General features: G+C 66.1%; 22 protein-coding genes. 7 read left to right on the top strand and 15 right to left on the bottom strand.

Annotated elements, in window-relative coordinates; genetic code table 11:
• Positions 1-85: 85 nt before the first annotated feature.
• The 12 genes from AB8841_RS18145 to AB8841_RS18090 all read right to left on the bottom strand — a co-directional run bounded on the left by AB8841_RS18145 (position 86) and on the right by AB8841_RS18090 (position 12,435).
• On the bottom strand, positions 86-2,209 hold the full coding sequence (locus tag AB8841_RS18145; RefSeq protein ID WP_370437219.1) for a sodium-translocating pyrophosphatase: 2,124 nt from the start codon (positions 2,207-2,209) through the stop codon (positions 86-88).
• 159 nt (positions 2,210-2,368) lie between these two features.
• The gene (locus AB8841_RS18140; RefSeq protein ID WP_370437218.1) at positions 2,369-3,568 is read right to left on the bottom strand and encodes an MFS transporter; all 1,200 of its coding nucleotides are present in this window, start codon (positions 3,566-3,568) and stop codon (positions 2,369-2,371) included.
• Positions 3,543-4,550, bottom strand: coding sequence for a thiamine-phosphate kinase (thiL, locus tag AB8841_RS18135; RefSeq protein ID WP_370437217.1), 1,008 nt, complete (start codon positions 4,548-4,550; stop codon positions 3,543-3,545). Before thiL ends, AB8841_RS18140 begins: the two co-directional genes overlap by 26 nt.
• 8 nt (positions 4,551-4,558) lie before the next feature.
• Positions 4,559-5,041 carry a transcription antitermination factor NusB gene (gene nusB / locus AB8841_RS18130; protein WP_370437216.1) on the bottom strand — a complete coding sequence of 161 codons (483 nt, stop codon included), beginning with the start codon at positions 5,039-5,041 and terminating at the stop codon, positions 4,559-4,561.
• Between the two features lie 2 nt (positions 5,042-5,043).
• Complete coding sequence (gene ribH, locus AB8841_RS18125) at positions 5,044-5,532, bottom strand: 6,7-dimethyl-8-ribityllumazine synthase (protein WP_370437215.1); 489 nt, start codon at positions 5,530-5,532, stop codon at positions 5,044-5,046.
• 95 nt (positions 5,533-5,627) lie between these two features.
• Positions 5,628-6,263, bottom strand: a complete 636-nt coding sequence (locus AB8841_RS18120; RefSeq protein ID WP_370437214.1) for a riboflavin synthase — start codon at positions 6,261-6,263, stop codon at positions 5,628-5,630.
• The gene (ribD, locus tag AB8841_RS18115; protein WP_370437213.1) at positions 6,263-7,399 is read right to left on the bottom strand and encodes a bifunctional diaminohydroxyphosphoribosylaminopyrimidine deaminase/5-amino-6-(5-phosphoribosylamino)uracil reductase RibD; all 1,137 of its coding nucleotides are present in this window, start codon (positions 7,397-7,399) and stop codon (positions 6,263-6,265) included. The genes AB8841_RS18120 and ribD overlap by 1 nt, the downstream gene beginning before the upstream one ends.
• Positions 7,399-7,896 (bottom strand): transcriptional regulator NrdR, encoded by a 498-nt coding sequence (gene nrdR / locus AB8841_RS18110; RefSeq protein WP_370437212.1) that lies wholly within the window; start codon positions 7,894-7,896, stop codon positions 7,399-7,401. Before nrdR ends, ribD begins: the two co-directional genes overlap by 1 nt.
• 13 nt (positions 7,897-7,909) lie before the next feature.
• Positions 7,910-9,214 carry a serine hydroxymethyltransferase gene (gene glyA / locus AB8841_RS18105; RefSeq protein ID WP_370437211.1) on the bottom strand — a complete coding sequence of 435 codons (1,305 nt, stop codon included), beginning with the start codon at positions 9,212-9,214 and terminating at the stop codon, positions 7,910-7,912.
• A gap of 176 nt (positions 9,215-9,390) precedes the next feature.
• Positions 9,391-10,647: a murein L,D-transpeptidase gene (locus AB8841_RS18100; RefSeq protein WP_370437210.1), complete on the bottom strand. Its 1,257-nt coding sequence runs from the start codon at positions 10,645-10,647 to the stop codon at positions 9,391-9,393.
• Between the two features lie 277 nt (positions 10,648-10,924).
• On the bottom strand, positions 10,925-11,383 hold the full coding sequence (locus AB8841_RS18095; RefSeq protein WP_370437209.1) for a DUF6163 family protein: 459 nt from the start codon (positions 11,381-11,383) through the stop codon (positions 10,925-10,927).
• Positions 11,383-12,435: an enoyl-CoA hydratase/isomerase family protein gene (locus AB8841_RS18090; protein WP_370437208.1), complete on the bottom strand. Its 1,053-nt coding sequence runs from the start codon at positions 12,433-12,435 to the stop codon at positions 11,383-11,385. The genes AB8841_RS18095 and AB8841_RS18090 overlap by 1 nt, the downstream gene beginning before the upstream one ends.
• A 202-nt stretch (positions 12,436-12,637) precedes the next feature.
• Here AB8841_RS18090 and hemB point away from each other — a divergent pair, with 202 nt between their 5' ends.
• Positions 12,638-13,681, top strand: a complete 1,044-nt coding sequence (gene hemB / locus AB8841_RS18085) for a porphobilinogen synthase (RefSeq protein WP_370437207.1) — start codon at positions 12,638-12,640, stop codon at positions 13,679-13,681.
• A 31-nt stretch (positions 13,682-13,712) separates the two neighbouring features.
• Here hemB and AB8841_RS18080 read toward each other — a convergent pair whose 3' ends face one another.
• Positions 13,713-14,432, bottom strand: a complete 720-nt coding sequence (locus AB8841_RS18080; RefSeq protein WP_370437206.1) for a hypothetical protein — start codon at positions 14,430-14,432, stop codon at positions 13,713-13,715.
• Between the two features lie 122 nt (positions 14,433-14,554).
• Here AB8841_RS18080 and AB8841_RS18075 point away from each other — a divergent pair, with 122 nt between their 5' ends.
• The 5 genes from AB8841_RS18075 (at position 14,555) to wrbA (ending at position 19,287) form a co-directional block, all read left to right on the top strand.
• Entirely contained in the window at positions 14,555-15,886 is a 1,332-nt protein-coding gene (locus tag AB8841_RS18075; protein WP_370437205.1) for a branched-chain amino acid ABC transporter permease, read from the top strand.
• A gap of 26 nt (positions 15,887-15,912) precedes the next feature.
• Complete coding sequence (locus AB8841_RS18070) at positions 15,913-17,175, top strand: threonine ammonia-lyase (RefSeq protein WP_370437204.1); 1,263 nt, start codon at positions 15,913-15,915, stop codon at positions 17,173-17,175.
• A gap of 9 nt (positions 17,176-17,184) precedes the next feature.
• Positions 17,185-17,670 carry an RDD family protein gene (locus tag AB8841_RS18065; protein WP_370437203.1) on the top strand — a complete coding sequence of 162 codons (486 nt, stop codon included), beginning with the start codon at positions 17,185-17,187 and terminating at the stop codon, positions 17,668-17,670.
• A gap of 102 nt (positions 17,671-17,772) precedes the next feature.
• Positions 17,773-18,519, top strand: coding sequence for an arginyltransferase (locus tag AB8841_RS18060; protein ID WP_370437202.1), 747 nt, complete (start codon positions 17,773-17,775; stop codon positions 18,517-18,519).
• A 93-nt stretch (positions 18,520-18,612) separates the two neighbouring features.
• Positions 18,613-19,287, top strand: a complete 675-nt coding sequence (gene wrbA, locus AB8841_RS18055) for an NAD(P)H:quinone oxidoreductase (RefSeq protein ID WP_370437201.1) — start codon at positions 18,613-18,615, stop codon at positions 19,285-19,287.
• A gap of 23 nt (positions 19,288-19,310) precedes the next feature.
• On the opposite strand, the gene AB8841_RS18050 is transcribed toward wrbA, so the two are convergent.
• Complete coding sequence (locus AB8841_RS18050; RefSeq protein WP_370437200.1) at positions 19,311-20,714, bottom strand: MFS transporter; 1,404 nt, start codon at positions 20,712-20,714, stop codon at positions 19,311-19,313.
• A 102-nt stretch (positions 20,715-20,816) separates the two neighbouring features.
• Here AB8841_RS18050 and AB8841_RS18045 point away from each other — a divergent pair, with 102 nt between their 5' ends.
• Positions 20,817-21,476, top strand: a complete 660-nt coding sequence (locus tag AB8841_RS18045) for a helix-turn-helix transcriptional regulator (protein WP_370437199.1) — start codon at positions 20,817-20,819, stop codon at positions 21,474-21,476.
• Positions 21,477-21,512: 36 nt separating this feature from the next.
• Here the strand turns inward: AB8841_RS18045 and parC are convergent, their stop codons facing one another.
• Entirely contained in the window at positions 21,513-23,759 is a 2,247-nt protein-coding gene (gene parC, locus AB8841_RS18040; protein ID WP_370437198.1) for a DNA topoisomerase IV subunit A, read from the bottom strand.
• Positions 23,760-23,801 lie beyond the last annotated feature (42 nt).

Genomic DNA, 23,801 nt, shown 5'->3' with positions numbered 1-23,801 from the left:
GAGCGCCCGGCCTTTTTCTTTGTCGGCACCGACGAAAAACCCGCGGCCTGCGCCGCGGGTCTGATGAAAGTCCGACCTTCGGGCCTTACGAGTGCGCCAGGATCGCCAACAGCAGGAGAGCGATGATGTTGGTGATCTTGATCGCCGGGTTCACGGCAGGTCCCGCCGTGTCCTTGTAGGGGTCGCCGACCGTATCCCCGGTCACGGAGGCCTTGTGAGCCTCCGAGCCCTTGTGATGGGTCGAGCCGGAGGCATCGGTGAAGCCGTCCTCGAAGGATTTCTTGGCGTTGTCCCAGGCGCCGCCGCCCGACGTCATGGAGATCGCGACGAAGAGACCCGTCACGATCACGCCGAGCAGCATCGCCCCGAGCGCCGAGAAGGCCTGGGATTTCCCGGCCACCCAGTAGATCACGAAATAGGTCACGATCGGCGCCAGCACCGGCAGGAGCGAGGGCACGATCATTTCCTTGATCGCGGCGCGGGTGAGCATGTCGACCGCGCGGCCGTAATCCGGCCGGTCGGTTCCCGCCATGATACCCGGCCTCTCACGGAACTGACGGCGCACTTCCTCCACCACCGCACCCGCCGCCCGGCCCACCGCCGTCATGGCGATGCCGCCGAACAGGAACGGAATGAGGCCGCCGAACAACAGGCCCACCACCACATAGGGATTGGTGAGCGAGAAGTCCGGTGCCACGCCCTGGAAGTAGGGATACTGCTCCGCGTTCTTCGTGAAATAGGTCAGGTCCGAGGTATAGGCCGCGAAGAGCACGAGCGCGCCCAGGCCCGCCGAGCCGATCGCGTAGCCCTTCGTGACGGCCTTGGTGGTGTTGCCCACGGCGTCCAGAGCGTCCGTGGACCTGCGCACCTCCTTGGGCAGGCCCGCCATTTCCGCGATGCCGCCCGCATTGTCCGTCACCGGCCCGAAGGCGTCGAGGGCGACGATCATGCCCGCGAGGGCCAGCATGGCCGTGACCGCGATCGCGATGCCGAAGAGGCCCGCGAGCTTGAACGCCACGATGATGCCCGCGATGATCACGATGGTCGGCAATGCGGTGGATTCCAGAGAAACCGCAAGGCCCTGGATCACGTTCGTGCCGTGCCCCGTCACCGAAGACTGAGCGATCGAGCGCACCGGACGGAAGCCAACGCCGGTGTAATATTCGGTGATGACGACGATGAAGGCGGTCACCAACAGACCGATGATCGCGCACCAGAACAGGGCTTGGCCGGTAAACTCGGTGCCCTCGATCGGGCCGAAGCCGATCATCTGCCAGGTCACGAGCGCGATCGCGATCGCGGACAGGATGCCGGTCGCGGTAAGGCCCTTGTAGAGGGCCCCCATGATCGACTCGTTCTGACCGAGCTTCACGAAGAATGTGCCGATGATCGATGTGACGATGCAGGCCGCGCCGATGGCGAGCGGATACAGGAGCATCGAGTCGAGAATGCTCTGCCCGCCGAAGAAGATCGCCGCCAGCACCATGGTGGCGACCACGGTCACCGCGTAGGTCTCGAACAGGTCCGCGGCCATGCCGGCGCAGTCGCCGACATTGTCGCCCACGTTGTCGGCGATGGTGGCCGGGTTGCGCGGGTCGTCCTCGGGAATGCCCGCTTCCACCTTGCCCACGAGGTCGCCGCCGACATCCGCGCCCTTGGTGAAGATGCCGCCGCCGAGACGGGCGAAGATGGAGATCAGCGAAGCGCCGAAGCCCAGCGCCACGAGGCTGTCGATGACGGTGCGGCTGTCGGGGGCCAGCCCGTCGATCCGGGTGAGATAGCCGAAGTAAAGCGCCACGCCCAGCAGTGCGAGTCCGGCCACGAGCATGCCGGTGACCGCGCCCGCCTTGAAGGCCACGTCCAGTCCGCCGCCAAGGGAGTGCGTTGCAGCCTGTGCGGTGCGGACATTGGCGCGAACGGCGACGTTCATGCCGATGAAGCCCGCCGCCCCGGACAGGATCGCCCCGATGGCGAAGCCGATGGCGACACGGATGCCGAGGAAGTAGGCGATGATGGCGAACAGCACCACCCCCACGATTGCGATCGTCGAATATTGCCTGCGGAGATAGGCTTTTGCGCCTTCGGCAACCGCGCCTGCGATTTCCTGCATGCGCTGAGAACCGGCGTCGCGCTTCATCACGTCGCTGATGGCCCAGAGGCCATACGCAATCGAGAGAAGCCCGCCCAGAATAATAAGGGTGAGTGCCATCGTGCCATCCTTGTTATGGGAAAGCAGAAAGCCGCTCTTCAAGGCCTGACTTCAGGCCTTGAACGGCCTCCACCCCCAGCGAACTTCATATTTGGTCGCAAAAAACTAGGCCGTTCGCAACGATACTTCCCGTCCAACCCACAGGAAGCCGTTTAGACTTTATGCGGGTACGGCCCGCCACGCCTTCTGCTGCCAAGCTAGCAGAAGTAGCGCGACGGCGACGGGCGGGAAGACCATCCAGTTCACGGTCTCCCAGCCGCCCGCGTTCAGGAGCTTCCCCGACGAGAAGGACGCGACGGCGACCGAGCCGAAGACCAGGAAATCGTTGGCCGCCTGGACCTTCGTGCGCTCCTCCGGCCGGTAGCAATCGGTCACCATGGCGGTCGCGCCGATGAAGCCGAAGTTCCAGCCGAGACCCAGGAGGATGAGCGTGGCCCAGAAATGGGCCAGGTCGATACCGGACAGGCCGATGACGGCCGATACGGCGATGAGGCACAGCCCCGCCGCGGTCACCGGCCCCTTGCCGAAGCGTGCGATGAGACGCCCGGTGAAGAAACTCGGGCCGAACATGGCCAGGATATGCCAGCGGATGCCGGAGGCCGCATCGCCGACGCTATGCCCGCATCCCACCATGGCCATGGGCGCGGCGGTCATGACGAAACTCATGAGCGCATAGGAGACGAGGCCCGCCACGACCGCGACGACGAACCGGGGCTGCGTCACGATCTCGCTCAACGGCCGGCCGCCCACCTTCGGGGCCGCGCTCACTGGCACGGGCTTGAGGAACGAGACGACCACCATGGACATGAGGGCGAGCGCCGCCTGCCCCAGGAACGCCCCCGAGAACGGCGCGGACGGCGCGGCATCCTGGAGCCAGATGACCGTTTGAGGCCCGATGAACCCGGCCGCGATGCCGCCCATCATGACCCAGGAAATCGCCCGAGCCTTGAAGGATTCGGAGGCAGCATCGGTCGCGGCGAAGCGATAGCTCTGGTTGAAGGAGCCGTACATGCCGATGACGGTCGTGCCCAGGCAGAACAGCAGGAAGCTGGTGGAGACGATGCCGAAGGCCGCAAGGCACCCGCCGAAGAGACCGATGCCCGCTCCGACGATGTAGCCGATGCGCCGCCCGACTCGCCGCATGAGCATGGCGGCGGGAATCGTGCCGAGCGCCAGGCCCAGATTGAGCAGGCTCACGGGAAGGGTGGCGAGTTCCTTGTTGTCGGCGAGCGTCTGCCCGACGAGGCCGCCGAGGGAGACGACGATCGCGGGGCTCGAACCGCCCAGAGCCGTCGCCATGGCGAGAACGACGGCATTGCGCTTCGCAAGCGCGTCAGAAGTGGGAGAATGAGCCTGCATCGTAGCGTCTTTCAGCACCCTGTATCCGAAAGACCGCGGCTTCATGCCCATCGACGACTCGGCCTATGGCGGACACCATGACGCCCACGCTATCAGCCTCTTTCACGAAACTGTCGAGATTCTTTTCCGGGAGCGTGCAGAGAATCTCGTAATCGTCCCCGCCCGTGACGGCCAGGTCGAAGAGCCCAGGATCGGTCGCGACGGCCTTCCGGACACCGGGCGAGAGCGGCACCTTTTCCGCCTCGACGACCGCCGAAACGCCGCTTGCCCGCATCATCTTGGCGAGATCGCCCGCAAGTCCGTCCGACACGTCCATGGCGGCATGGGCATGGTCCCGCACCGCCCGCGCGAGCCGGTGGCGCGGCTGCGGATGGAGGTAGCGGTCGGCCAGATGCGCCCTCTCCTCAGGCGATAGATTCCCGGCCCAGGCGGGAGCCCGTCGGAGCTTTAGTCCCAGCGCCGCATCGCCGATCGTGCCGGTGACGCAGATCAGGTCGCCGGCCCTGGCATTCGTACGACGGACCATCGTTCCGGCGGGGACCTCTCCGAGAGCCGTGACCGAGAGGGTGAGCGCTCCATTCGCCTTGACCGTATCTCCGCCGAGGAGCGGGCAGGAGAAATCGCGCGATGCCTGCCCGAGACCCGAGGCGAAAGCGGCAAGCCATTCCTCGGTCCAGGCCCCGGGAAGGGCGAAGCTCAGGAGAAACCCCACTGGTTCCGCCCCCTTGGCGGCAAGATCCGACACATTCACGCCGAGCGCCTTCCGGGCGATGGAAGCGGGAGCATCCTCGGGCAGGAAATGGACCGACTCGACCAGGGCGTCCGTCGTCAGCACGAGATCGTGGCCCGGCCGTGGGGACAGGCATGCGGCGTCGTCCTTCAGCCCGAGGCCTCCCTCGCCCGCCAGCGGCGCGAAGAAACGGGCGATCAGGCTGTCCTCGCCGGGACGCCCGTGGGAGCCATGGCCTGACGGTGCCGCCATCCGGAGCCTCAGCGTTTCCCCTGCCCGGCCGCCTTCTTTTCCAGTTCGCCGGGGCGAACTTCGCGGGTGAGCGTATCGAGCACCGCGTTCACGAGGCCGGGCTCATCCTCGCCATAGAAGCCATGCGTGACGTCCACGTATTCGGTGATCACGACGCGGGCCGGAACATCCTTGCGGAACATGAGCTCGTAGCCGCCGGCACGCAGGATGGCGCGCAGCACGGCTTCGACGCGGCGCAGGGGCCAGCCCTCGGAAAGAGCCTTGTCGATCTTCACGTCGATGGGGCGCTGGTTCTGGACCACGCCGGAGATGACGTTGCGGAAGAATTCGATGTCGGACGGCTTGAACTCGATGCCTTCCACCTCGCGCCCGATCCAGAAAGCCTCGAACTCGGCCAGCGCGTCCGTGACGGTCTTGCCGGAGAGATCCATCTGGTAGAGGGCCTGGACGGCAGCGAGGCGAGCGGCCGAGCGCTCTGCAGGCTTCGTCATGATCAGGCCTCCAGTTGTTGCTTGATGCGCAGAACGGCGAGCGCCGCTTCCACGGCACCCGCACCCTTATTCAATTCGCTCACGCTCGCCCGGGTCCAGGCTTGGTCGTCATTCTCCACGGTCAGGATGCCGTTGGCGAGCGGGATCTTGCGGGCGACCGACAGATCCATCAGGGCCCGGGCGCTCTCGCCCGCCACGATGTCGTAATGCCCCGTCTCGCCGCGGATCACGCAGCCGAGCGCCACGACGGCATCGTAGGGCTTGCCCGCCTTCTCGGCGGCATCGAGAGCGATGGCGACCGTCGCCGGGATCTCGAGCGCGCCGTCGAGGGTCAGCACCTCCGTTTTCGCCTGGGCCGCCTCGGCCGCGCCTTGCGCGCCGCGCAGCAGCTCGTCGGCGATATCGTCATAGAACCGCGCTTCGACGATCAGGATGCGGGCGCCGGGGACCGGCGGACGGGAGCCTTGCGGCTTTTCGGAATGCGAGACCATGGGAGAGTCCTTCATCCTCCCCTTGTCGGAGAGGTTCGGCGCCGAACGGGCAGCGGCGATCGATTTGGGTGAACACGAATGAGATGGACGTTCCCCTACTCCGCCCGGCGTGCCTCCGCAAGCCGTGCCGCATAGCGGGCCATGAGGTCGACCTCCAGGTTGAGCCTGTCGCCCTCCTGGCGCTCGCCCCAGGTGGTCACGGCGAGCGTGTGAGGGATGATGAGCACCGAGAAGAGATCGCCTTCGACCGAGTTGACGGTCAGAGACGTGCCGTCGAGGCATACGGAGCCCTTCTCAGCGATGAAGGGCGCAAGAGCGGACGGCGCCCGGATGACGAAGCGCGCGGTCGGCCCCCAGGGATCGTCGCCGGCGGTGATCGCCTCCCGGGCCACGATGGTGGCCAAGCCGTCCACGTGGCCGGTGACGATATGACCGCCGAGTTCGTCGCCGATCTTGAGAGAGCGCTCCAGGTTGATCCGCGTTCCCGCCTTCCACTCGCCCACGGTGGTGCGGTCCAGCGTCTCCGCCGCCGCATCCACGTCGAACCAGCAGCCGCCCTCGCGCGCGCCGACGGCCACGACCGTCAGGCAGGGGCCTCCGCAGGCGATGGAGGCGCCGAGCACAATGGTCTCAGGGTCGTAGGACGCATCGATCCGCAGGCGCTTCAGGGTGCCCTGCGCCCCTTCCTCGGACACGACCTCGCCGATATCGGTCACGATTCCCGTAAACATCAGGGCTTCTCCCAGAACATGAAAAGATCGGAGCCGACCTGTTCGTCGGCGTAGAGGTCGAGGGCGTCCATGCGGTCCTGCAGTGCCAGCCCGAGGGCCGGGACATCGCCCTCGCCGCGCGCGGAACGGCCGGTGACCAGGATCAGCTCGTCGATGAGATCGGCCCGGGCCAGCGCATCGGCAAGCCCCGGCCCGCCTTCGCAGAACAGCCGGGTCAGCCCGCGGGTCCCGAGCAGGGTCAGGGCCTCGGAAAGCGACACCTGCCCACCCTCGTCCGCGACCCGCAGCACCTCGACGCCCCCCGCGACGAGGGCGCGCTCCGCCCCAACGGGCGCGGCAAGCGTGGTGACGATCCAGGTCGGGATCTCGCGGGCGCCCGCGACGATGCGGGCCGTCAGGGGCGTGCGCAGATGCGAGTCGAGCACGATGCGGACGGGCGCGCGGCTCTCGAGGCCGGGCAGGCGCACGTTGAGCAGCGGATCGTCGGCCAGGATCGTGCCGACGCCGACCATGACGGCATCCGCATGGGCGCGCATCAGGTGCACCTTCGCGTTCGCGATGTCCCCCGTGATCATCAGGCGCGGTCCGTTGCGCGACCCCGCCAGGCCTTCGGTCGTGCGGGCGAGCTTCACGGTGACGACGGGCCGTCCCCTCGTGACACGGGCGATGTGCCCGCGATGGGCGCGGCGCGCCAGAGGCTCCAGGCAGCCGGCCACCACCTCGATTCCGGCGGCGCGCAGCCGGGCGTGGCCCAGCCCGGCGACGCGGGTATCCGGGTCCTCGACGGCCGAGATCACGCGGGTGACGCCCGCCTCCACGACCGCATCGGCGCAGGGAGGCGTCCTGCCGTGGTGGGAGCATGGCTCCAGGGAGACGTAGAGGGTCGCCCCCCTCGCCCGCTCACCGGCCGCCGCGAGCGCGACCCGCTCCGCATGCGGACGCCCGCCCGCCTGGGTCGCTCCTTGAGCGACGATGACAGGGGCATCCCCGCTCTCGTCCACCACGACGGAGCCCACGGAAGGGTTGGGCCAGGTGAGGCCGAGATTGCGCTCGCCGAGCGCGATGGCGAGGCGCATGAAGCGCTCGTCCCATGGGTGTCGTTCCAAAACCCGATCCTGTGCGCCGGACGAACTCATCACTCGGACTGCGCGGGCTTCTTCTGGAGAGGCGGAGCGTCCTCCGGCTCTTCCGCCAGTTTCCCGAGAATCTCTTCGAAATCCTTGGCCTCGCGGAAGTTCTTGTAGACGGAGGCGAAGCGCACATAGGCCACGTCATCGAGCGCCTTGAGGCCTTCCATGACGAGCTCGCCCACGGTTTCGCTCGGCACCTCGCCGTCGCCCATGCTCTCGAGCTGGCGCACGATGCCGTTGATCATGCGCTCGACGCGCTCGGGATCGACGGAGCGCTTGCGCAGGGCCACATCCACCGATTGCTGGAGCTTGTCCCGGTCGAAGGGCACGCGCCTCCCCGAGCGCTTCACCACCGTCAGCTCGCGCAGCTGCACGCGCTCGAAGGTCGTGAACCGGCCGCCGCAATCCGGACAGACGCGGCGGCGGCGGATGGAGGAGGAGTCGTCCGTCGGCCGGGAATCCTTCACCTGGGTGTCGAGACTCCCGCAATAGGGACAGCGCATGGTCGATCCGGTTTTATGCGTAGATCGGGAAGCGGCGGGTCAGCTCGTGCACGCGGACCTTCACCGATTCTTCGACCGGGGCGTTGCCTTCCTCACCGTGCTTGGCAAGACCGTCGAGCGCCTCGACGATCAGCTCGCCGACCGTCCGGAACTCGGCCACGCCGAAGCCACGCGAGGTCGCGGCGGGGGTGCCGAGACGGATGCCGGAGGTCACCATCGGCTTCTCGGGATCGAAGGGCACGCCGTTCTTGTTGCAGGTGATGTGGGCGCGGCCCAGAGCCGCCTCGGCCGCCTTGCCGGTGAGCTTCTTCGGGCGCAGGTCCACCAGCATCAAATGGTTGTCCGTGCCGCCCGCCACAATGGCGTAGCCGCCGGCCAGCATGGCATCGGCGAGCACCTTGGCGTTCTCCACCACCGCGTGGGCGTAGAGCTTGAACTCGGGGCGGAGGGCCTCGCCGAAGGCCACGGCCTTGGCGGCGATCACGTGCATGAGCGGGCCGCCCTGGAGGCCGGGGAAGATCGCCGAATTCACCTTCTTGGCGATGTCCTCGTCATTGGTGAGGATCATGCCGCCGCGCGGACCGCGCAGGGTCTTGTGCGTGGTGGTCGTGACCACATGGGCATGGGGGAACGGCGACGGATGCGCGCCGCCCGCCACGAGACCGGCGAAGTGGGCGATGTCCACCATGAAGAACGCCCCGACCTCGTCGGCGATCTCGCGGAAGCGGGCGAAGTCCCAGAACCGGGAATAGGCCGAGCCGCCGGCCACGATCACCTTCGGCTTGTGCTCGCGGGCGAGGCGGGCGACCTCGTCCATGTCGATGATCTGATCGCTCTCGCGGACCTTGTAGCTCACCACGTTGAACCACTTGCCCGACATGTTCACGGGCGAGCCGTGGGTCAGGTGGCCGCCGCAGGCGAGGTCCAGGCCCATGAAGGTGTCGCCCGGCTTCATGAGCGCCATGAACACGGCCTGGTTGGCCTGGGAGCCGGAATTGGGCTGGACGTTGGCGAACCTGCAGTCGAAGAGGCGCTTGGCGCGCTCGATGGCGAGCTCCTCGGCCATGTCGACGAACTGGCAGCCGCCGTAATAGCGGCGGCCCGGATAGCCCTCCGCGTATTTGTTGGTCATCACCGAGCCCTGGGCCTCCAGGACGGCGCGGGAGACGATGTTTTCCGAGGCGATCAGCTCGATCTCGTCGCGCTGGCGGCCGAGTTCGAGCCCGATGGCGCGGGCAATCTCGGGATCGCTGTCGGCGAGGCTGGCCGAGAAAAAGCTGTTGGACAGGTGATTTCTTGCTGCTTCGCTCGCGCTCATGGTCGTTCTCGCCTTGCTGTGAGCCCCGCCTGAAGGTGCTCAGTTCCCGATGGCCCAGGCCTTTATCATGGGGAGCCCGAGCGCGCCAAGCCGCTCCAGGGACTTGTGGACCCGGCTCATGAAAAGCAACAGCCCGCCTGGGAGGCGGGCTGTCGTCTTTCCGGGATTCGCGGACCTTAGTTCTGGAGGAACATTTCCTCGTCCGGCTCGGTCGGGGTGCGGCTCGCCACCGGGATGGAGGCGCCGAGACCGTCCTTGTTGTAGATGTCGTCGCGGAACTGCACGAGCCCGTCCGGAGTCGCCCAGGCCGTCATGTAGATCCAGTGGATCGGCACCGGCTGGGCCAGCCGCGCGTCGACCCGGTCGCCCGACTTGAACGTGGCGTCGATCTGCTCGCGGCTCCAGCCGGGGGTGTCCTTCAGGAGCCACTCGATATAGTCGCGCACGTTCTGCACACGAATGCAGCCCGAGGAGACGAAGCGGAAATCGTCGCCGAAGATGCCCTTCGAGGGCGTGTCGTGCATGTACACGCCGTGCTGGTTCGGAATGTTGATGCGCACGAAGCCCATGGAGTTGAGTTCGCCGCCCGGGTCCTGACGGAAGCGGTAGCGGGTCGCCTCGTCCGAGAACCAGTTGACCTGGGACGGGAGAATCTCCCGGTCCCCGCTGAAGATGCGGATCTTGTTGTCCGTCAGGTAGTTCGGCTCCTTCTGCATCTTCGGGATCAGATCCTTCTTGATGATCGAAGCGGGCACGGTCCAGTAGGGGTTGAAGTTGACCTCGACCACCTTGGTGTTCAGGAGCGGAGACTGGCGGTCGCTCTTGCCGACGCCGGCGGCGTGGCGGGTATGGACCATGCCTCCCTCCACGGTCTCGACGAGCGCGGCCGGGATGTTGGCGACCACGTAGCGGTTCGGCAGGCCACCGGCCACGAGGCTGCGCAGGCGCGCCACGTTGATCTCGAGCTGGCGGATGCGGATGTCGACAGGCACGTTCATCGCGGCCACGGTCGCGGCCGTCACGGTGCCGGTGGAGCTGATGCCGTGCCGAGCCTGGAAGCGGCGCACGCCGGCCTCCACATAGGAATCGTAGATCGGCGATTCGCCCGCCGACTGATCGAGATCGCCCGTGATGATGAGGCGCTGGCGCAGAGCGGCCACGGCCGGGCTCTTGGAACCGACGCGCAGGCCCTGCACGCCCTGGACGGGCTGCCATCCGCCGCGGGCGGCGATGTTCCGGTAATACTCGATCATCTGCTCGGTTGCGGCCAGGGATTCCTGGGAGAGCATCGGAGTCGAGGTCCGCTGCACGCGGGTGCGCGAGACGGCTTCGTAATTCTGCGACCACTCGGCCTGGGTCTGCGCCATGGCGACAGTGGCCGGCGTAAGGACAAGGGCAAGCGATCCTGTCAGGAGGGTACGGCGGGACAACATGAGCGCAGGCTCTTCTCGGTTAGGTGTGGCTCGGCGACGGGAAGCGTCAGGACCATCGTCCGGAGCACCCCGCTCCCAGCAAAAACTGCCGGGATAGAATTAAGGAACGGTATCGAAAACGAAGAACTTCGGGGCCGTTTTATGGCAAAATTGTCCTCGGCTCCGACTTCAGCCCTCGCGACCGGCCTCTCCTGCGATGTATCTCCGAACTGTGTTCTTGAGGATACACTTCTGTGTGAGGCGCGCCTCCGGGAAACCCGGCCGCGCGGGAGCTCGCCTATTCCTCCTGGGCCGCGAGCCAGGACACCGCCACATAGACCGCCACGAGCGTGAGGAAGAACACGATCGTGAGAATGCCGCTGGAGACGATGCTCGGGAAGAAGGCCGCGAGGATCAGATGGCTCATGACCGCCAGGAGCCACATGATCCCGCCCCAGGTGCCGGCCATCCACAGTCCGACCGCCGCGATCAGGTCGATCAGGGCGAAATAGATGATCATCGCCTGGTAACCCGTCGACCGGGCCTCGAACTGACCGGCGGGCGTCCAGATCCCCAGGATCACCGACCAGGAGCTGAGCCCCTTCATGATCCAGATGATCGCGAGCACCCGCATGAACCAGGTCAGGACGAAGCCCCAGCGCATGGAGGCGGGTGCTGCCGGACGCTCCTCGATCCGGTCCGAGAGATAGTCCCGCGCGGCTTCCTGCGCTGCGCCGTGGTTGCCGTTCCGGGGCATCAGCGGGTCTCCAGTTCGTGGGCGCCCAGGCCCGCGAAGTAGCGCTCGACCGCTTCCCGCGTCACGCCCTCGAGGGTGGCCGGATCCCAGCGGGGCTGATTGTCCTTGTCGACCAGAACCGCCCGGACACCCTCGAAGAAGTCCCTGCCGTCGCCGATTCGGGAGACGATGCGGAACTCGGTCCTCATGGCGTCCTCGAAGGACAGGGAGGCGCCTCGGCGCACCTGCTCGAAGGCGATGCTCATGCTGGTCGGCGACTTGGCGCGCATGCCCGCCGCCGTCCTGGCCGCGAATTCGCTGCCCTGATCCACTGCCTCGTCGAGGCACTCCAGCACGCCGGCGACGCTCCCGGCCGAGAAACAGGAATCGATGACCGCGCGCTCCGGACTCAACGGCGCGGGTCCGGGATCGAAGGAGGCCTTTGCCAGCGCCTCGTCCACCGGCTCGCCTGCGATCAGGGCCTGGCGCAGGGACTCCATCGCGGCGCTCGGGACCGCATGGGTGGCGAGGCCGAGCATCACCGCGTCGGCCTGCTTCACCCGCTCGCCGGTCAGCGCCAGATACATGCCGGTGCGGCCGGGAAGGCGCGGCAGGGCATAGGTCGCGCCCACGTCGGGAAAGAAGCCGATGCCGACTTCCGGCATCGCGAAGAGATAGCGCTCGCCCGCGACGCGGTGGGATCCGTGCAGAGACACGCCGACACCGCCGCCCATGACGATGCCGTCGATGAGGGAGACATATGGCTTCGGGTAATGCTTGATCCGAATGTTGAGCTGATACTCCTCGCGCCAGAACGCGAGCGCTTCGTCGCGCTCGCCCGCCTGCAGAAGATCGGTGAGGCGGCGGATGTCGCCACCCGCGCAGAACGCCTTCTCGCCGGCGCCCTGGACGACGATGCGGGAGACCTCCGGGTCCGCGGCCCAGGCATCGAGGGCCCGGCGCATCTCGCGCACCATGGTCAGGGTCAGGGCGTTGAGGGCGCGGGGACGATTGAGCGTGATGATGCCGGCGGCACCGTGCTTTTCGCATGTCACTTCCGCGTTCTCGTCCATGGAGCGCCTTTCCCTGCTTCGGCCCGAATGCCCATCCTGGCGATTAAACAGCGCCCAAGGTTACCGTCAATGCATGGCAGCCCTGTCTGTTTTCCCTCAGGAATGTTCCGAATGCGACGCCGAGCCCTTTTTTAGAGCGATTTAAATGTGCTACCCCTCTCGGCATGCGCCGGCGCAGCGATGCCGGCTCTGGATGAGGATTATGTCGAAACTGTCGCCGTTCCCCCGCCCTGCCGCACCGGAAGCTGCTTCCTCCTTGAATTTGTCCCACCGCCTGCGACGCAATCGCAAGGCCGAGTGGTCCAGGCGGCTGGTGCGCGAGAACGTACTGACGACGAACGACCTGATCTGGCCCCTTTTCGTCGTCGAAGGCGAGAGCGGTCGGCAACCGGTCGAGTCCATGCCGGGCGTCGAGCGCCTGACCATCGGTGAAGTGGTGAAGGAGGCGGAGCGCGCCGCCGCCCTCGACATCCCGGCCCTCGCGCTCTTTCCCTATACCGACCCGGCGCTTCGCGATCCGACGGGCTCGGAATCCCTGAACAGCCGCAACCTCGTGAATCGCGCCGTGCGCGAGATCAAGCGGGCCGTGCCCGAGATCGGCGTGATCACGGACGTCGCCCTCGACCCCTATACCAGCCACGGCCATGACGGCGTGATGGACGGTGACCGCATTCTCAACGACGAGTCGGTGGCGCTGCTCGCCCGGCAGGCCGTGCTCCAGGCCGAGGCGGGCTCCGACGTCATCGCGCCCTCCGACATGATGGACGGACGCGTGGGCGCGATCCGCGCGGCTCTCGACGCGGCCGGGTTCCAGGACGTGCAGATCATGGCCTATGCGGCGAAATACGCCTCGGCCTTCTACGGCCCGTTCCGCGACGCCATCGGGACCAGCGCCACGCTCATCGGTGACAAACGCACCTATCAGATGGATCCGGCCAACACGCACGAAGCCATGCGCGAGGTCGCCCTCGATCTCGAGGAAGGCGCCGACATGATCATGGTCAAGCCCGGCATGCCCTATCTCGACATCGTCCACCGGGTGAAGGAAACCTTCGCCGTCCCGACCTTCGCGTACCAGGTGTCTGGCGAATATGCGATGATCCAGGGCGCAGCCAAAAACGGCTGGATCGACGGCGAGCGCGCCATGATGGAGAGCCTGCTGGCCTTCAAACGCGCGGGCGCCGACGGCGTCCTCACCTATTTCGCGCCCCGCGTCGCCGAGAAGCTGAAGAAGGCTCAAGCCTGACCGCGCTCTCACAATCGGTACGACAGACCTGTCACTCCGGGTCTGTCGCGCTGATGAGTTTTCCCCTGCGTTCCTCGATCATAAGCGGCTCATTGCCGAACGAGCATGTAGTCCCCTGATTGCCACAGATGGCGGCGAACCACCCACGGCTCCTCGTTCCATCCTTCTTCCTGACGGTGATGTCGAGGAAGCCTCCGCTGCAGCCATGCACCTGCTCGACTCTGACGTTGGCGCCGGTCCATTCCTCCTCGGGACCTTTGAGCGCGAGAAGGACGGCTGCCCCGATCCTTGGCTTGGAAAAGAGCGTGTAGCCCTCCATGTCGAATGCGATTAGACCCGGGGCAACCCAGGCGGATCCCTTGTAAAGCACCTGCGGATTGTCGGCACCATACTCCGCCCAGTGGGGATCGTGGATCATTAGCCAGCCGTTTCGCGCGCCGATCACCTGAAACTCTGGCTGCATGTCATCTTCCGGGTTGGCTCCGGCTATTCGCGCCACGATGAGAAAATTCCGTCCCGGGCCTGCTCTGAGGTTGGCCCCTCTGGGATTCAGCTTCCGCAAGTATGCGTGAATTGAGCAGAGGCTCGTCCCATGGTTGAATCCAGGTGCCTTGGCGGCGATCGCTGGAACCTGGGAGTTTTCAAGCCAGGGGTCCACCCATGCCTCCTGGGATCGGGCTTCAGCGGAAAAAACCCAGAACGTAAAAGAGATTGCAATCAGCCGCACGAAAGCTACACATTTCGGATTCATCGGCCCTCTCTGTGCGGCTCGCGGCTTCGATACAACATAGCTAAACTGGCGCATCTGAGCAAAGCAAGAAGCTGAAACCTTTGGTGTCCACGCAATATTCAGAGCTGCACAGGACCAAGGGCATGTTCCGAAATCTGGTCCTTATCGTCCCCTTTGCCCTGCTGAGTGCCTGCGGCCTGTCCATCGACGCGGATCAGGCGCGCATATGCCGGTCCACCCTGCCGGCCCTTAATCCAGGCGCGTCGATCACAGTCCAGCGCATCCAGGAAGGCCCGGCACCGCGAAGCCTGACGGTGCTCTACTCGGCCGAATCGCCGGACCATCCCCCGCTCGACCGCTATGTCGTCTGCACCTTCGCGGCCGAGGGCCTGTCCCTCGACAAGTCCGAGCTGACCGGGCTCGCCACCGAGGAAGGCCCGATCTCGGGCGCGAGCCTCTACATGCTCAAGCACTATTATCTCGAAACGCCCGAGGGCATCGCGGCGGATCCGGGCAGCCCGCCGGACGCGGCGTTGATCGAGCTTCCGGCCGGATTAGCCTATTGGCTGCAGCAGATTCTGGTGAGCCTCCCGCGTACGGCGATCTACGCCCTTCTGTCCGTGGCCTTCGCGCTGGTCTTCGGTCTGAGCGGGCGCGTCAACCTGGCCTTCGGGGAACTCGCGGCCGTGGGATCGGCCGCCACCGTCACGGGAGCGGCCCTGGTCATCGTGTCGGGCTTGAACTCCCCGCTTCTGGGACTCGCGGCGGGTCTCGCGGGCGCCGTCTTCGCGGGCGCGATGCACAGCGCCGTCGGCGGATATTTCACAATCGGCCGCATCACCACGGCCAGCTCCCAACCGAGCCTCATCGCGACGGTCGGCCTCTCGCTCGCCCTGATGGAATATCTGCGCCTCGTCCAGAGCCCGGTAACGATCTGGCTGCCCCCCATCTGGGCCGATGCGTGGCCCCTGGCCCGGGCGGGGAGCTTCCTGGTCAGCCTCACGCCCATCAGCGTCATGACGGCCGGGACCGGGCTGATCGCCGCGCTCGGGCTCTTGTGGCTGATGAAGGCGACGGCCTTCGGACGGGCGTGGCGGGCCGTCGCGGACGACGCCCGCGCGGCGGCGATCATGGGCGTCGACGGCTCGCGCCTCCTGACGCAGACGCTCGCCCTTGCGGGAGCCATGGCGGGCCTCTCGGGCATGCTGATCGTCGTGCAGTACGGGGGCCTGGGCTTTGCGGGCGGGTTTCAGTATGGCCTGAAGGCCCTGATCGGCGCGGTGATCGGCGGCATCGGCTCGGTGCCGGGGGCGCTGCTCGGCGGTTTCGTCATCGGATTGTTCGAAACCGTCTGGTCGGCTTATCTGCCGATCGAGGGACGGGATATCGCTCTCTATGCGGCGCTCGTCGTCTTTCTGATCTTCCGGCCCGGCGGATTGCTGGGCTTTCAGGACACGACGCCGAGAACTGTCTAAGGAAGATTCCGCCTAAGGATGATATCATGGGAAAACCGGAGGAAGCCGTGGCCGATTATGCCATCACCCTGCAGGACGTGGAGCGCGCAGCCGACACCGTTCGGGGCCAGGTTCTGCGCACGCCTCTGGTGCCTGCGCCCCGCCTTTCCCAGATCACGGGCGCGAATGTCTGCGTCAAGCACGAGAACATGCAGCCCACCGGCTCCTTCAAGGAGCGCGGCGCGGTCAACAAGCTGGAGAGCCTGGCGCCCGAGGAGCGCCGCCGCGGCGTCATCGCCATGTCGGCGGGCAACCATGCCCAGGCCGTGGCCTACCACGCCCGGCGCTTCGGCATCCCGGCCGTCATCGTCATGCCGGAGAGCGCTCCCCTGGTGAAGGCAGAGAATACCCGCTCCTACGGCGCGCGCGTGGTGCTGTTCGGCGAGACGCTCTACGAGTCCGCCGCCAAGGCGCGCGAGATCGCCGAGGCCGAGGGGCTCGTCTTCGTCCATCCCTACGACGATCCGAAGGTCATGGCGGGTCAGGGCACCATCGCGATGGAAATGCTGGCCGATGCGCCCGATCTCGACCAGATCGTCGTGCCCATCGGGGGCGGCGGCCTGATCTCGGGAATCGCCGTCGCCGCGAAGGCCCTGAAGCCCTCCATCGAGATCATCGGCGTCGAGGCGGCCCTCTACCCGTCCTTCACGAATGCGATCCGCGGCGAGGAGCGTCCCATCGGCGGCGCGACGCTGGCGGAAGGCATCGCGGTCAAGACCGTGGGCCAATTGCCGCTGCCGATCGTGCGGGATCTCGTCCCGGACATCATCCTTGTCGAGGAACCGCTGATCGAGCGCGCAGTGAACGCCTATGCCACCCTGCAGCGGACCATGGCCGAGGGCGCGGGCGCGGCGGGGCTCGCCGCCATGCTGGCCGAGCCCGAGCGCTTCGAAGGCAAGCGGGTCGGCCTGGTGCTCTGCGGCGGTAATATCGATGCCCGTATCCTCGCCTCGGTCATGGTGCGCGAACTGGAGCGGGACGACAGGATCGCCTCCTTCCGGATCACGTCCCACGACAGGCCCGGACTCCTGGGACGTGTGGCGAGCCTTCTCGGGAACCTGGGCGCCAACATCCTCGAAGTCTCCCACGGCCGCCTCTTCCTCGACGTGCCCGCCAAAGGCGTTTCCATCGACATCACTATCGAAACTCGCGACAGACAACATACATTGGAGGTATTCGAGGCCCTCAAGGCGGAGGGCCTCGCACCGCGACGGATCGACTCGCGCGGCCTGTCCGAGACCGCCTATTGAGGAAGCAACATGGTCAATCGGCCCTACCCGCCGACCATCGACTACAACACGTTCCCGGCGGATAGCCGCCTGACGGACGGCGTGATCGCGCGCCGGTTCTGGGCCTATCTCATCGACCTGCTCGTCATCGCGCTCTGGGTTGTGCTGATTTCCATCGGCATCTTCTTTCTCGGCCTCATCACCCTGGGGCTCGGCTGGGGCCTGTTCTTCGCCCTGCCCCTCACGGCGCTTATCTTCATCGTCTACAACGCGGTGACCATCGGCGGCCCCAATCAGGCGACCGTCGGCATGCGCAGCATGGGCCTGCGCGTGATCGACCCGTCCACGGGCCGCCGGGTCTCGATGCTCGCGGCCGCCGTGCATGCGCTCTTCTTCTACGTCGCCATCTCGACCTTCCTGCTCTGGGCCTGCGACGTGCTGGTCGGCTTCATCCGCAACGACGGACGCTTCATCCGCGACCTGCTCACGGGCATGATGATCGTCCGCAGCGAATAGCGGGCTGCGACACCTGCTCTCTTTTCCTGGACGGGGCGGGCACCAATGTTATCCTTGGAGCGTTGATTGAGCGCTCAAGGTTTCTCCACAAGGCTTTCCGGCTTGACGAGTCACTCCCGCGACGCCCCGCAATTCTATCTGACCTCCCCGTCCGTCTGCCCTTACCTGCCGGGCAAGGAGGAACGGAAAGTCTTCACGCATATCGTGGGCCGGCGCGGTCGCGAGCTGAACGAGATCCTCACTCAGGGAGGCTTCCGCCGCTCGCAGACGATCGCCTACCGTCCGGCCTGCGACACCTGCAGAGCCTGCGTGTCCGTCCGCGTCCTCACGGGCGAATTCGAGCCCTCGGGCAATCTGAAACGCGTGCTCAGGAACAACGCCGACCTGATCGGCAACGAGATCCCGAACCGGCCGAGTTCGGAGCAATATGCGCTCTTCCGCCGCTACGTCGATGCCCGTCATGCCGATGGCGGCATGGCCGACATGTCGGTGCTCGACTATTCCATGATGGTCGAGGACAGCCACGTGGACACGCTGCTGATCGAATACCGCCGCCGCGGAATCGACAGTGGCATCACCGGGCGCGGTGAGGGCGACCTCATCGCGGTCGCCCTCACCGACGTGATGAGCGACGGCCTGTCGATGGTCTATTCCTTCTACGATCCGGACCGTCAGGACCGCAGCCTCGGCACCTTCATGATCCTCGACCACATCCGGCGCGCCAGGGCGAAGGGATTGCCGTATCTCTATCTCGGCTACTGGGTCGAGGGTTCGAAGAAGATGGGCTACAAGGCCCGCTTCACCCCCCAGGAGCGCCTCGGCGCCCACGGCTGGGTGCGGGTGGGATGACCGTGTTCCGATCGAATCCCTAGCCCCCCGGTCCGGAACAACGCGCGTCGGCCACTCGTTCCTGCGTGACTTTCGGATGCGAAGGGATACGCGATGGCCAAGATTCTCGTTCTCTACTACTCATCCTATGGGCATATCGAAACGATGGCCCGGGCCATTGCGGAAGGCGCGCGCTCGGTCGCTGGGACCGAGGTCACCGTCAAGCGCGTTCCCGAACTCGTGCCGGGCGAGATCGCGCGCGCATCCGGCATGAAGACCGACCAGGACGCCCCCATCGCGGACCCGAACGAACTCGCCGATTACGACGCGATCATCTTCGGCACACCGACCCGCTACGGCAACATGGCGGCGCAGATGCGCAACTTCCTCGATCAGACCGGCGGCCTGTGGGTGAAAGGCGCGCTGATCGGCAAGGTCGGCAGCGTGTTCGCATCGACGGCGACCCAGCATGGCGGCCAGGAGACGACCATCACGTCGTTTCACACCACCCTGCTCCATCACGGCATGATCATCGTCGGCCTGCCCTATTCCTATCCCGGGCAAACGAAGATGGACGAAATCTCCGGCGGCACTCCCTACGGGGCGACGACGCTCGCGGGCGGCGACGGATCACGCCAGCCGAGCGAGAACGAACTGGGCGGCGCACGCTTCCAGGGACGCCACGTAGCGGAGATCGCCGCCAAGTTGGAGAACGGCGCGGGCGAGCGCGGTCCGGTGCCACCCGAGATGCAGAACCCGACCGAGACGACGGGCGGAACGGCGGGTTGAGCTTACCGTCGTCACGTGCCCGATCAGGCTGTGCCTTCCGTCGAAGTGGCCGCGACCCGGAGGCTCACCAGCCATGCGCCGACGGCCATGACGGCGCTCGCCGAGAAGACCGCAACCATCGCGGGAGCAAGGATCTCCGGCGCGAGGTCGCCGTCGAACCCGGCTGCCTGGGCGATGATCCCGGCTGTCGCGGCCCCGATGGCGTATCCGGCGGATTGCGTCGTAGGCACCAGACCGGAGGCGAGATCCTGTTCTCCCGGACGGGCGGACGTCATGATCGCTTGGCTGAGAAACGCCCAGCTGATGCCGAATCCGCAACCGATGGCGATCTGGGCTCCGATCAGAACCCATGGCAGCTCGGACAGAAGGGCGAGGGCCGCGCCCGCAAGCCCCAGAACCAGAAGCAGCGGCCCCGACCGGACGAGCCGCCGGGGCCAAGGCGCGCGGCTCACGAATGACACGGCGAATGCCGCCGCCGACCAGGACAGCGCCATGAGAGCGGACACGAAGCCCGCCTCGGTCGGACTATAGTCCCAGAGCCGCTGAAGGGACAAAGGCAGGTACACAGAGGTGGATGCCTGCGCTACCGGCATCAGCAGCGCGACCCACAACCCAGCCCCTACCGTCGAGGCCAGCGAGAAGGCGTCGCTTGGAAACAGACGGTAGCGGCTGCGCTTGTCGAGAAGGACGATGCCGGCCAGCATGGCGATGGCCAAGCCCACGAGTCCCGCCGTCAGCCACCATTGCGACTGTAGCCCCGCGACGGCGATCAGCATGATGCCGGCCGCGATTGCGGCAAGACGTCCGAGCGGCGGCATTCCCTTTGCGGCACCGCCCCGACCTGGCGGAATGATCGCGAGGACGAGCCCCATGAAGATCAGAATGAGAGGGACGTTCATGAGAAAAGCGGCACGCCACGACCAGGTCTCCGTGACGAAGCCGGCCAGGAGCGGGCCGCCGAAGGCGCATCCCGCCCATGTCACCGCGATCAGGCCGAAGAACCGCGGCACCAGCCGCGGCGGCAGGAACTCCGCCACGAGAACGTAGCAGGCTGCCGCGATGATCCCCTCTCCGAGCCCTTGCAGCGTTCTGCCGACGAGGACCGTGATCATGGAGGATGCTTCGCTCGCCAGGAGCGTGCCTGCCAGAAAGACGATGGCCGGCCAGATGAGCAGTCGACGGGCACCCAGCCGGGCCTTGAGGAAACCGGCCGAGGCGCCCCCGACGATGGCGGCCACCAGATAGACCGTGAAGGCCCAGCCGATGAGGGCGGCGCCGCCGAGTTCGATCACGGCCGAAGGCAGGGACGTGGAGACGAGGAAGCTGTTGAGCGCGTAAATCCCTTCCCCCAGGCAGAGCGTCAGCATGAGCACCAGGGCGTTCGGGAAAAGAGCGGCGGGCGGCCGACCGTCTCTGACTTCGTCCATGGCGCGGGCATCCGGCGATTCGAAAAGGGAAGACTTTCTTTAGCCAAGTCTATTTAGAAAGTCATTGCTTGTTTTATTCGACGATCGCATTAAGCTACGAGCATGGACAATCGCCCTTCCGATCGCCTGCTCCATGCGCTGAAGGCCCACGGGCCTCAGACGGCTGCCGCGCTGGCTCAGACACTGGGAACGACCCCCGTCGCCATGCGCCAGCAGCTCGACCGCCTCCATGCCGCCGGGCTCGTGGCCTATGACGACGAGAGGCTCGGGGTCGGCAGACCCAAGCGCCGTTGGTCGCTCACGGACAAGGGACACGGGCGCTTTCCCGACAATCACGCGGGCCTGACGGTCGAGATCCTTCGCGGCGTCGCCGATGTCTTTGGGCCGGAGGGCCTCGACCGGCTGATCGCCCGACGGGAGCGGGACGTCCTCGAGGTCTATGGTGCCCGGATGGCCGACAGGGCCAGCCTGCTGGCAAGGGTCGCGGCCTTGGCGGACCTTCGCAGCCAGGAAGGCTACATGGCGTCCTGGTCGCGGGAGGCGGACGGCAGCTTCCTCCTGATCGAAAACCATTGCCCGATCTGCATCGCGGCGGCGGCCTGCCAGGGCTTCTGCCGATCCGAACTCGCCATCTTCTCGGCCGTTCTCGGGCCCGGCGCGGTCGTTCGCCGGGAAGAGCATCTTCTCCACGGTGGCCGCCGCTGCACTTATCGCATCGTACCCCGCAAGGAGCATGCCGCACCGGAAGCGACAGGCCCATAAGGAAAGGCCCGCCTTCCGGCGGGCCTTTCCTTCATGTCATTCCCCGAACTTGTTGGATTTCGGGAAGCCTTTCGGCGGAAGGCGTCCGGCCTCGGTGCGATCGCCCAGCCAGTCGCGCAGATCCTCCTTCGCCACCGTCCAGGTGCGGCCTGAAGTATCCTTCCAGGTGAGGCCTTCCTTCAGGGTGAACACCTTGGCGTCGGACACGCCGCCGTCCTTGTAGCGCTGGAGGCGCACGCCCTTGCCGCGGCTCATTTCCGGCAGCTGCTTCGCGGGGAAGATCAGGAGCTTCCGGTTCTCGCCGATGATGGCGATGTGATCGCCCTCGGCCTCGGTGCAGACCACCATGACGGCCGGTGCATCGAGATTGAGAACCTGCTTGCCCTTGCGCGTATTCGCCGTGACGTCGTCGGCCGGTACGATGAAGCCGCGCCCGTCGGACCCCGCCACGAGCAGTTTCGAGCCCGCCTTGTAGGGGAAGGCCGCGATGAAATCGGCGCCCTCCTCCAGATCTACCATGAGGCGGATCGGATCGCCGAAGCCGCGGCCGCCGGGCAGCTTCGACGCATCGAGCGTGAAGAAGCGTCCGTTGTTCGCAACCACGATGATCTTGGACGTAGTCTCGGCGAAGAAGGCCGTCTTGAGTTTGTCATCGCCCTTGAACTGCACCGAGGAGACGTCGTCCTGGTGACCCTTCATAGCCCGGACCCAGCCCTTCTCGGAGACGATCACGGTGATCGGCTCGCGCTCGATCATGGCCTCGGCGAAATCGATATCCGATGTGTCGGGCGCGTCGGCGAAAGTCGTGCGGCGCTTGCCGAGAGCCGTGTCGGGCCCGAAGGTCTTGCGAACCTCCTTGATCTCGCCGGCGACGGTCTTCCACTGCACCTTATCGGAGTCGAGCAGCTCCTCGATCTTGGCCTTCTCGTCCTGCAGGTTCTTCTGCTCGCGCTTGAGCTCCATCTCCTCGAGCTTGCGGAGCGAGCGCAGGCGCGTGTCGAGGATGGCGTTCGCCTGGACCTCGGTCAGCTTGAAGACGCGCATCAGCTCCGCCTTCGGCTCGTCCTCCTCGCGGATGATTTTGATCACCCGGTCGAGATCGAGGTAGACGATGAGCAGGCCGCCCAGGATCTCCAAGCGCCTGTCGATGGCGGAGAGGCGGAACTTCGAACGGCGGATCAGCACTTCGCGGCGATGGTCGAGCCATTCGCGCAGGCACTCGGCGAGGCTCAGCACCTTCGGCACCTTGCCGCCCGCGAGAACGTTCACGTTCATCGGAACGCGGCTCTCGAGCTCGGTCAGCTTGAAGAGCGATTCCATGAGGATGATCGGATCCACGGTCTTGGCCCGCGGCTCCAGCACCACACGGATATCCTCCGCCGATTCGTCTCGGATATCGGCGAGCAGCGGCAGCTTCTTCTCCTGGAGCAGCTCCGCGATCTTCTCGATCAGGCGGGATTTCGGCACCGCATAGGGAATTTCGGTGACGACGATCTGCCAGTTGCCGCGGCCGAGATCCTCCTTCTGCCAGCGGGCGCGAACGCGGAACGAGCCGCGGCCCGTGCTGTAGGTCTCGGCCATCGAGGCCGGGCTGTCGACGATGATGCCTCCGGTCGGAAGGTCCGGTCCCTGCACGAACTGCATCAACTGCTCGGACGTGGCGTTGGGCTTCGTGATGAGATGCAGGGCCGCATCGCACAACTCGGCCGCGTTGTGCGGCGGGATGGATGTCGCCATGCCGACCGCGATGCCCTGCGAGCCGTTGGCGAGCAGGTTCGGGAAGGCGGCGGGCAGCACGACAGGCTCTTCATTGGCCTGATCGTAGGTCTCGCGGAAATCGACCGAATCCTCGTCGATGCCTTCGAGGAGGAGGCGCGCCACCTCCGTCAGCTTGGCCTCGGTATAGCGCATAGCGGCGGCGCCATCGCCGTCGATATTGCCGAAATTGCCCTGCCCGTCCGCCAGCGGATAGCGCTGGGCGAAATCCTGCGCCATGCGCACGAGGGCGTCGTAGATCGACTGGTCGCCGTGCGGGTGGTACTGACCCATCACGTCGCCGACGATGCGGGCGCATTTCTTCGGCGCGGATTTTGGGTCGAGCTTCAGGAGCCGCATGGCGTGCAGGATGCGGCGATGAACGGGCTTCAGCCCGTCCCGCGCATCCGGCAGCGCCCGGTGCATGATGGTGGACAGCGCATAGGCGAGGTAGCGCTCTTCCAGGGCGTCCTTGAGATTGATGTTCTCGATCTCGCCGCCAGAGGGTGGATTGACCGGCTTACCCATTACTCGAATTCCTCAACTGCGAATCGCTTTTTTATCACCTGA

The sequence above is a fragment of the Microvirga sp. TS319 genome (assembly GCF_041276405.1).
Lineage (GTDB): Bacteria > Pseudomonadota > Alphaproteobacteria > Rhizobiales > Beijerinckiaceae > Microvirga.
Note: the sequence above shows the minus strand (reverse complement) of the source record. Positions and strands in the feature narration are given on the sequence as shown.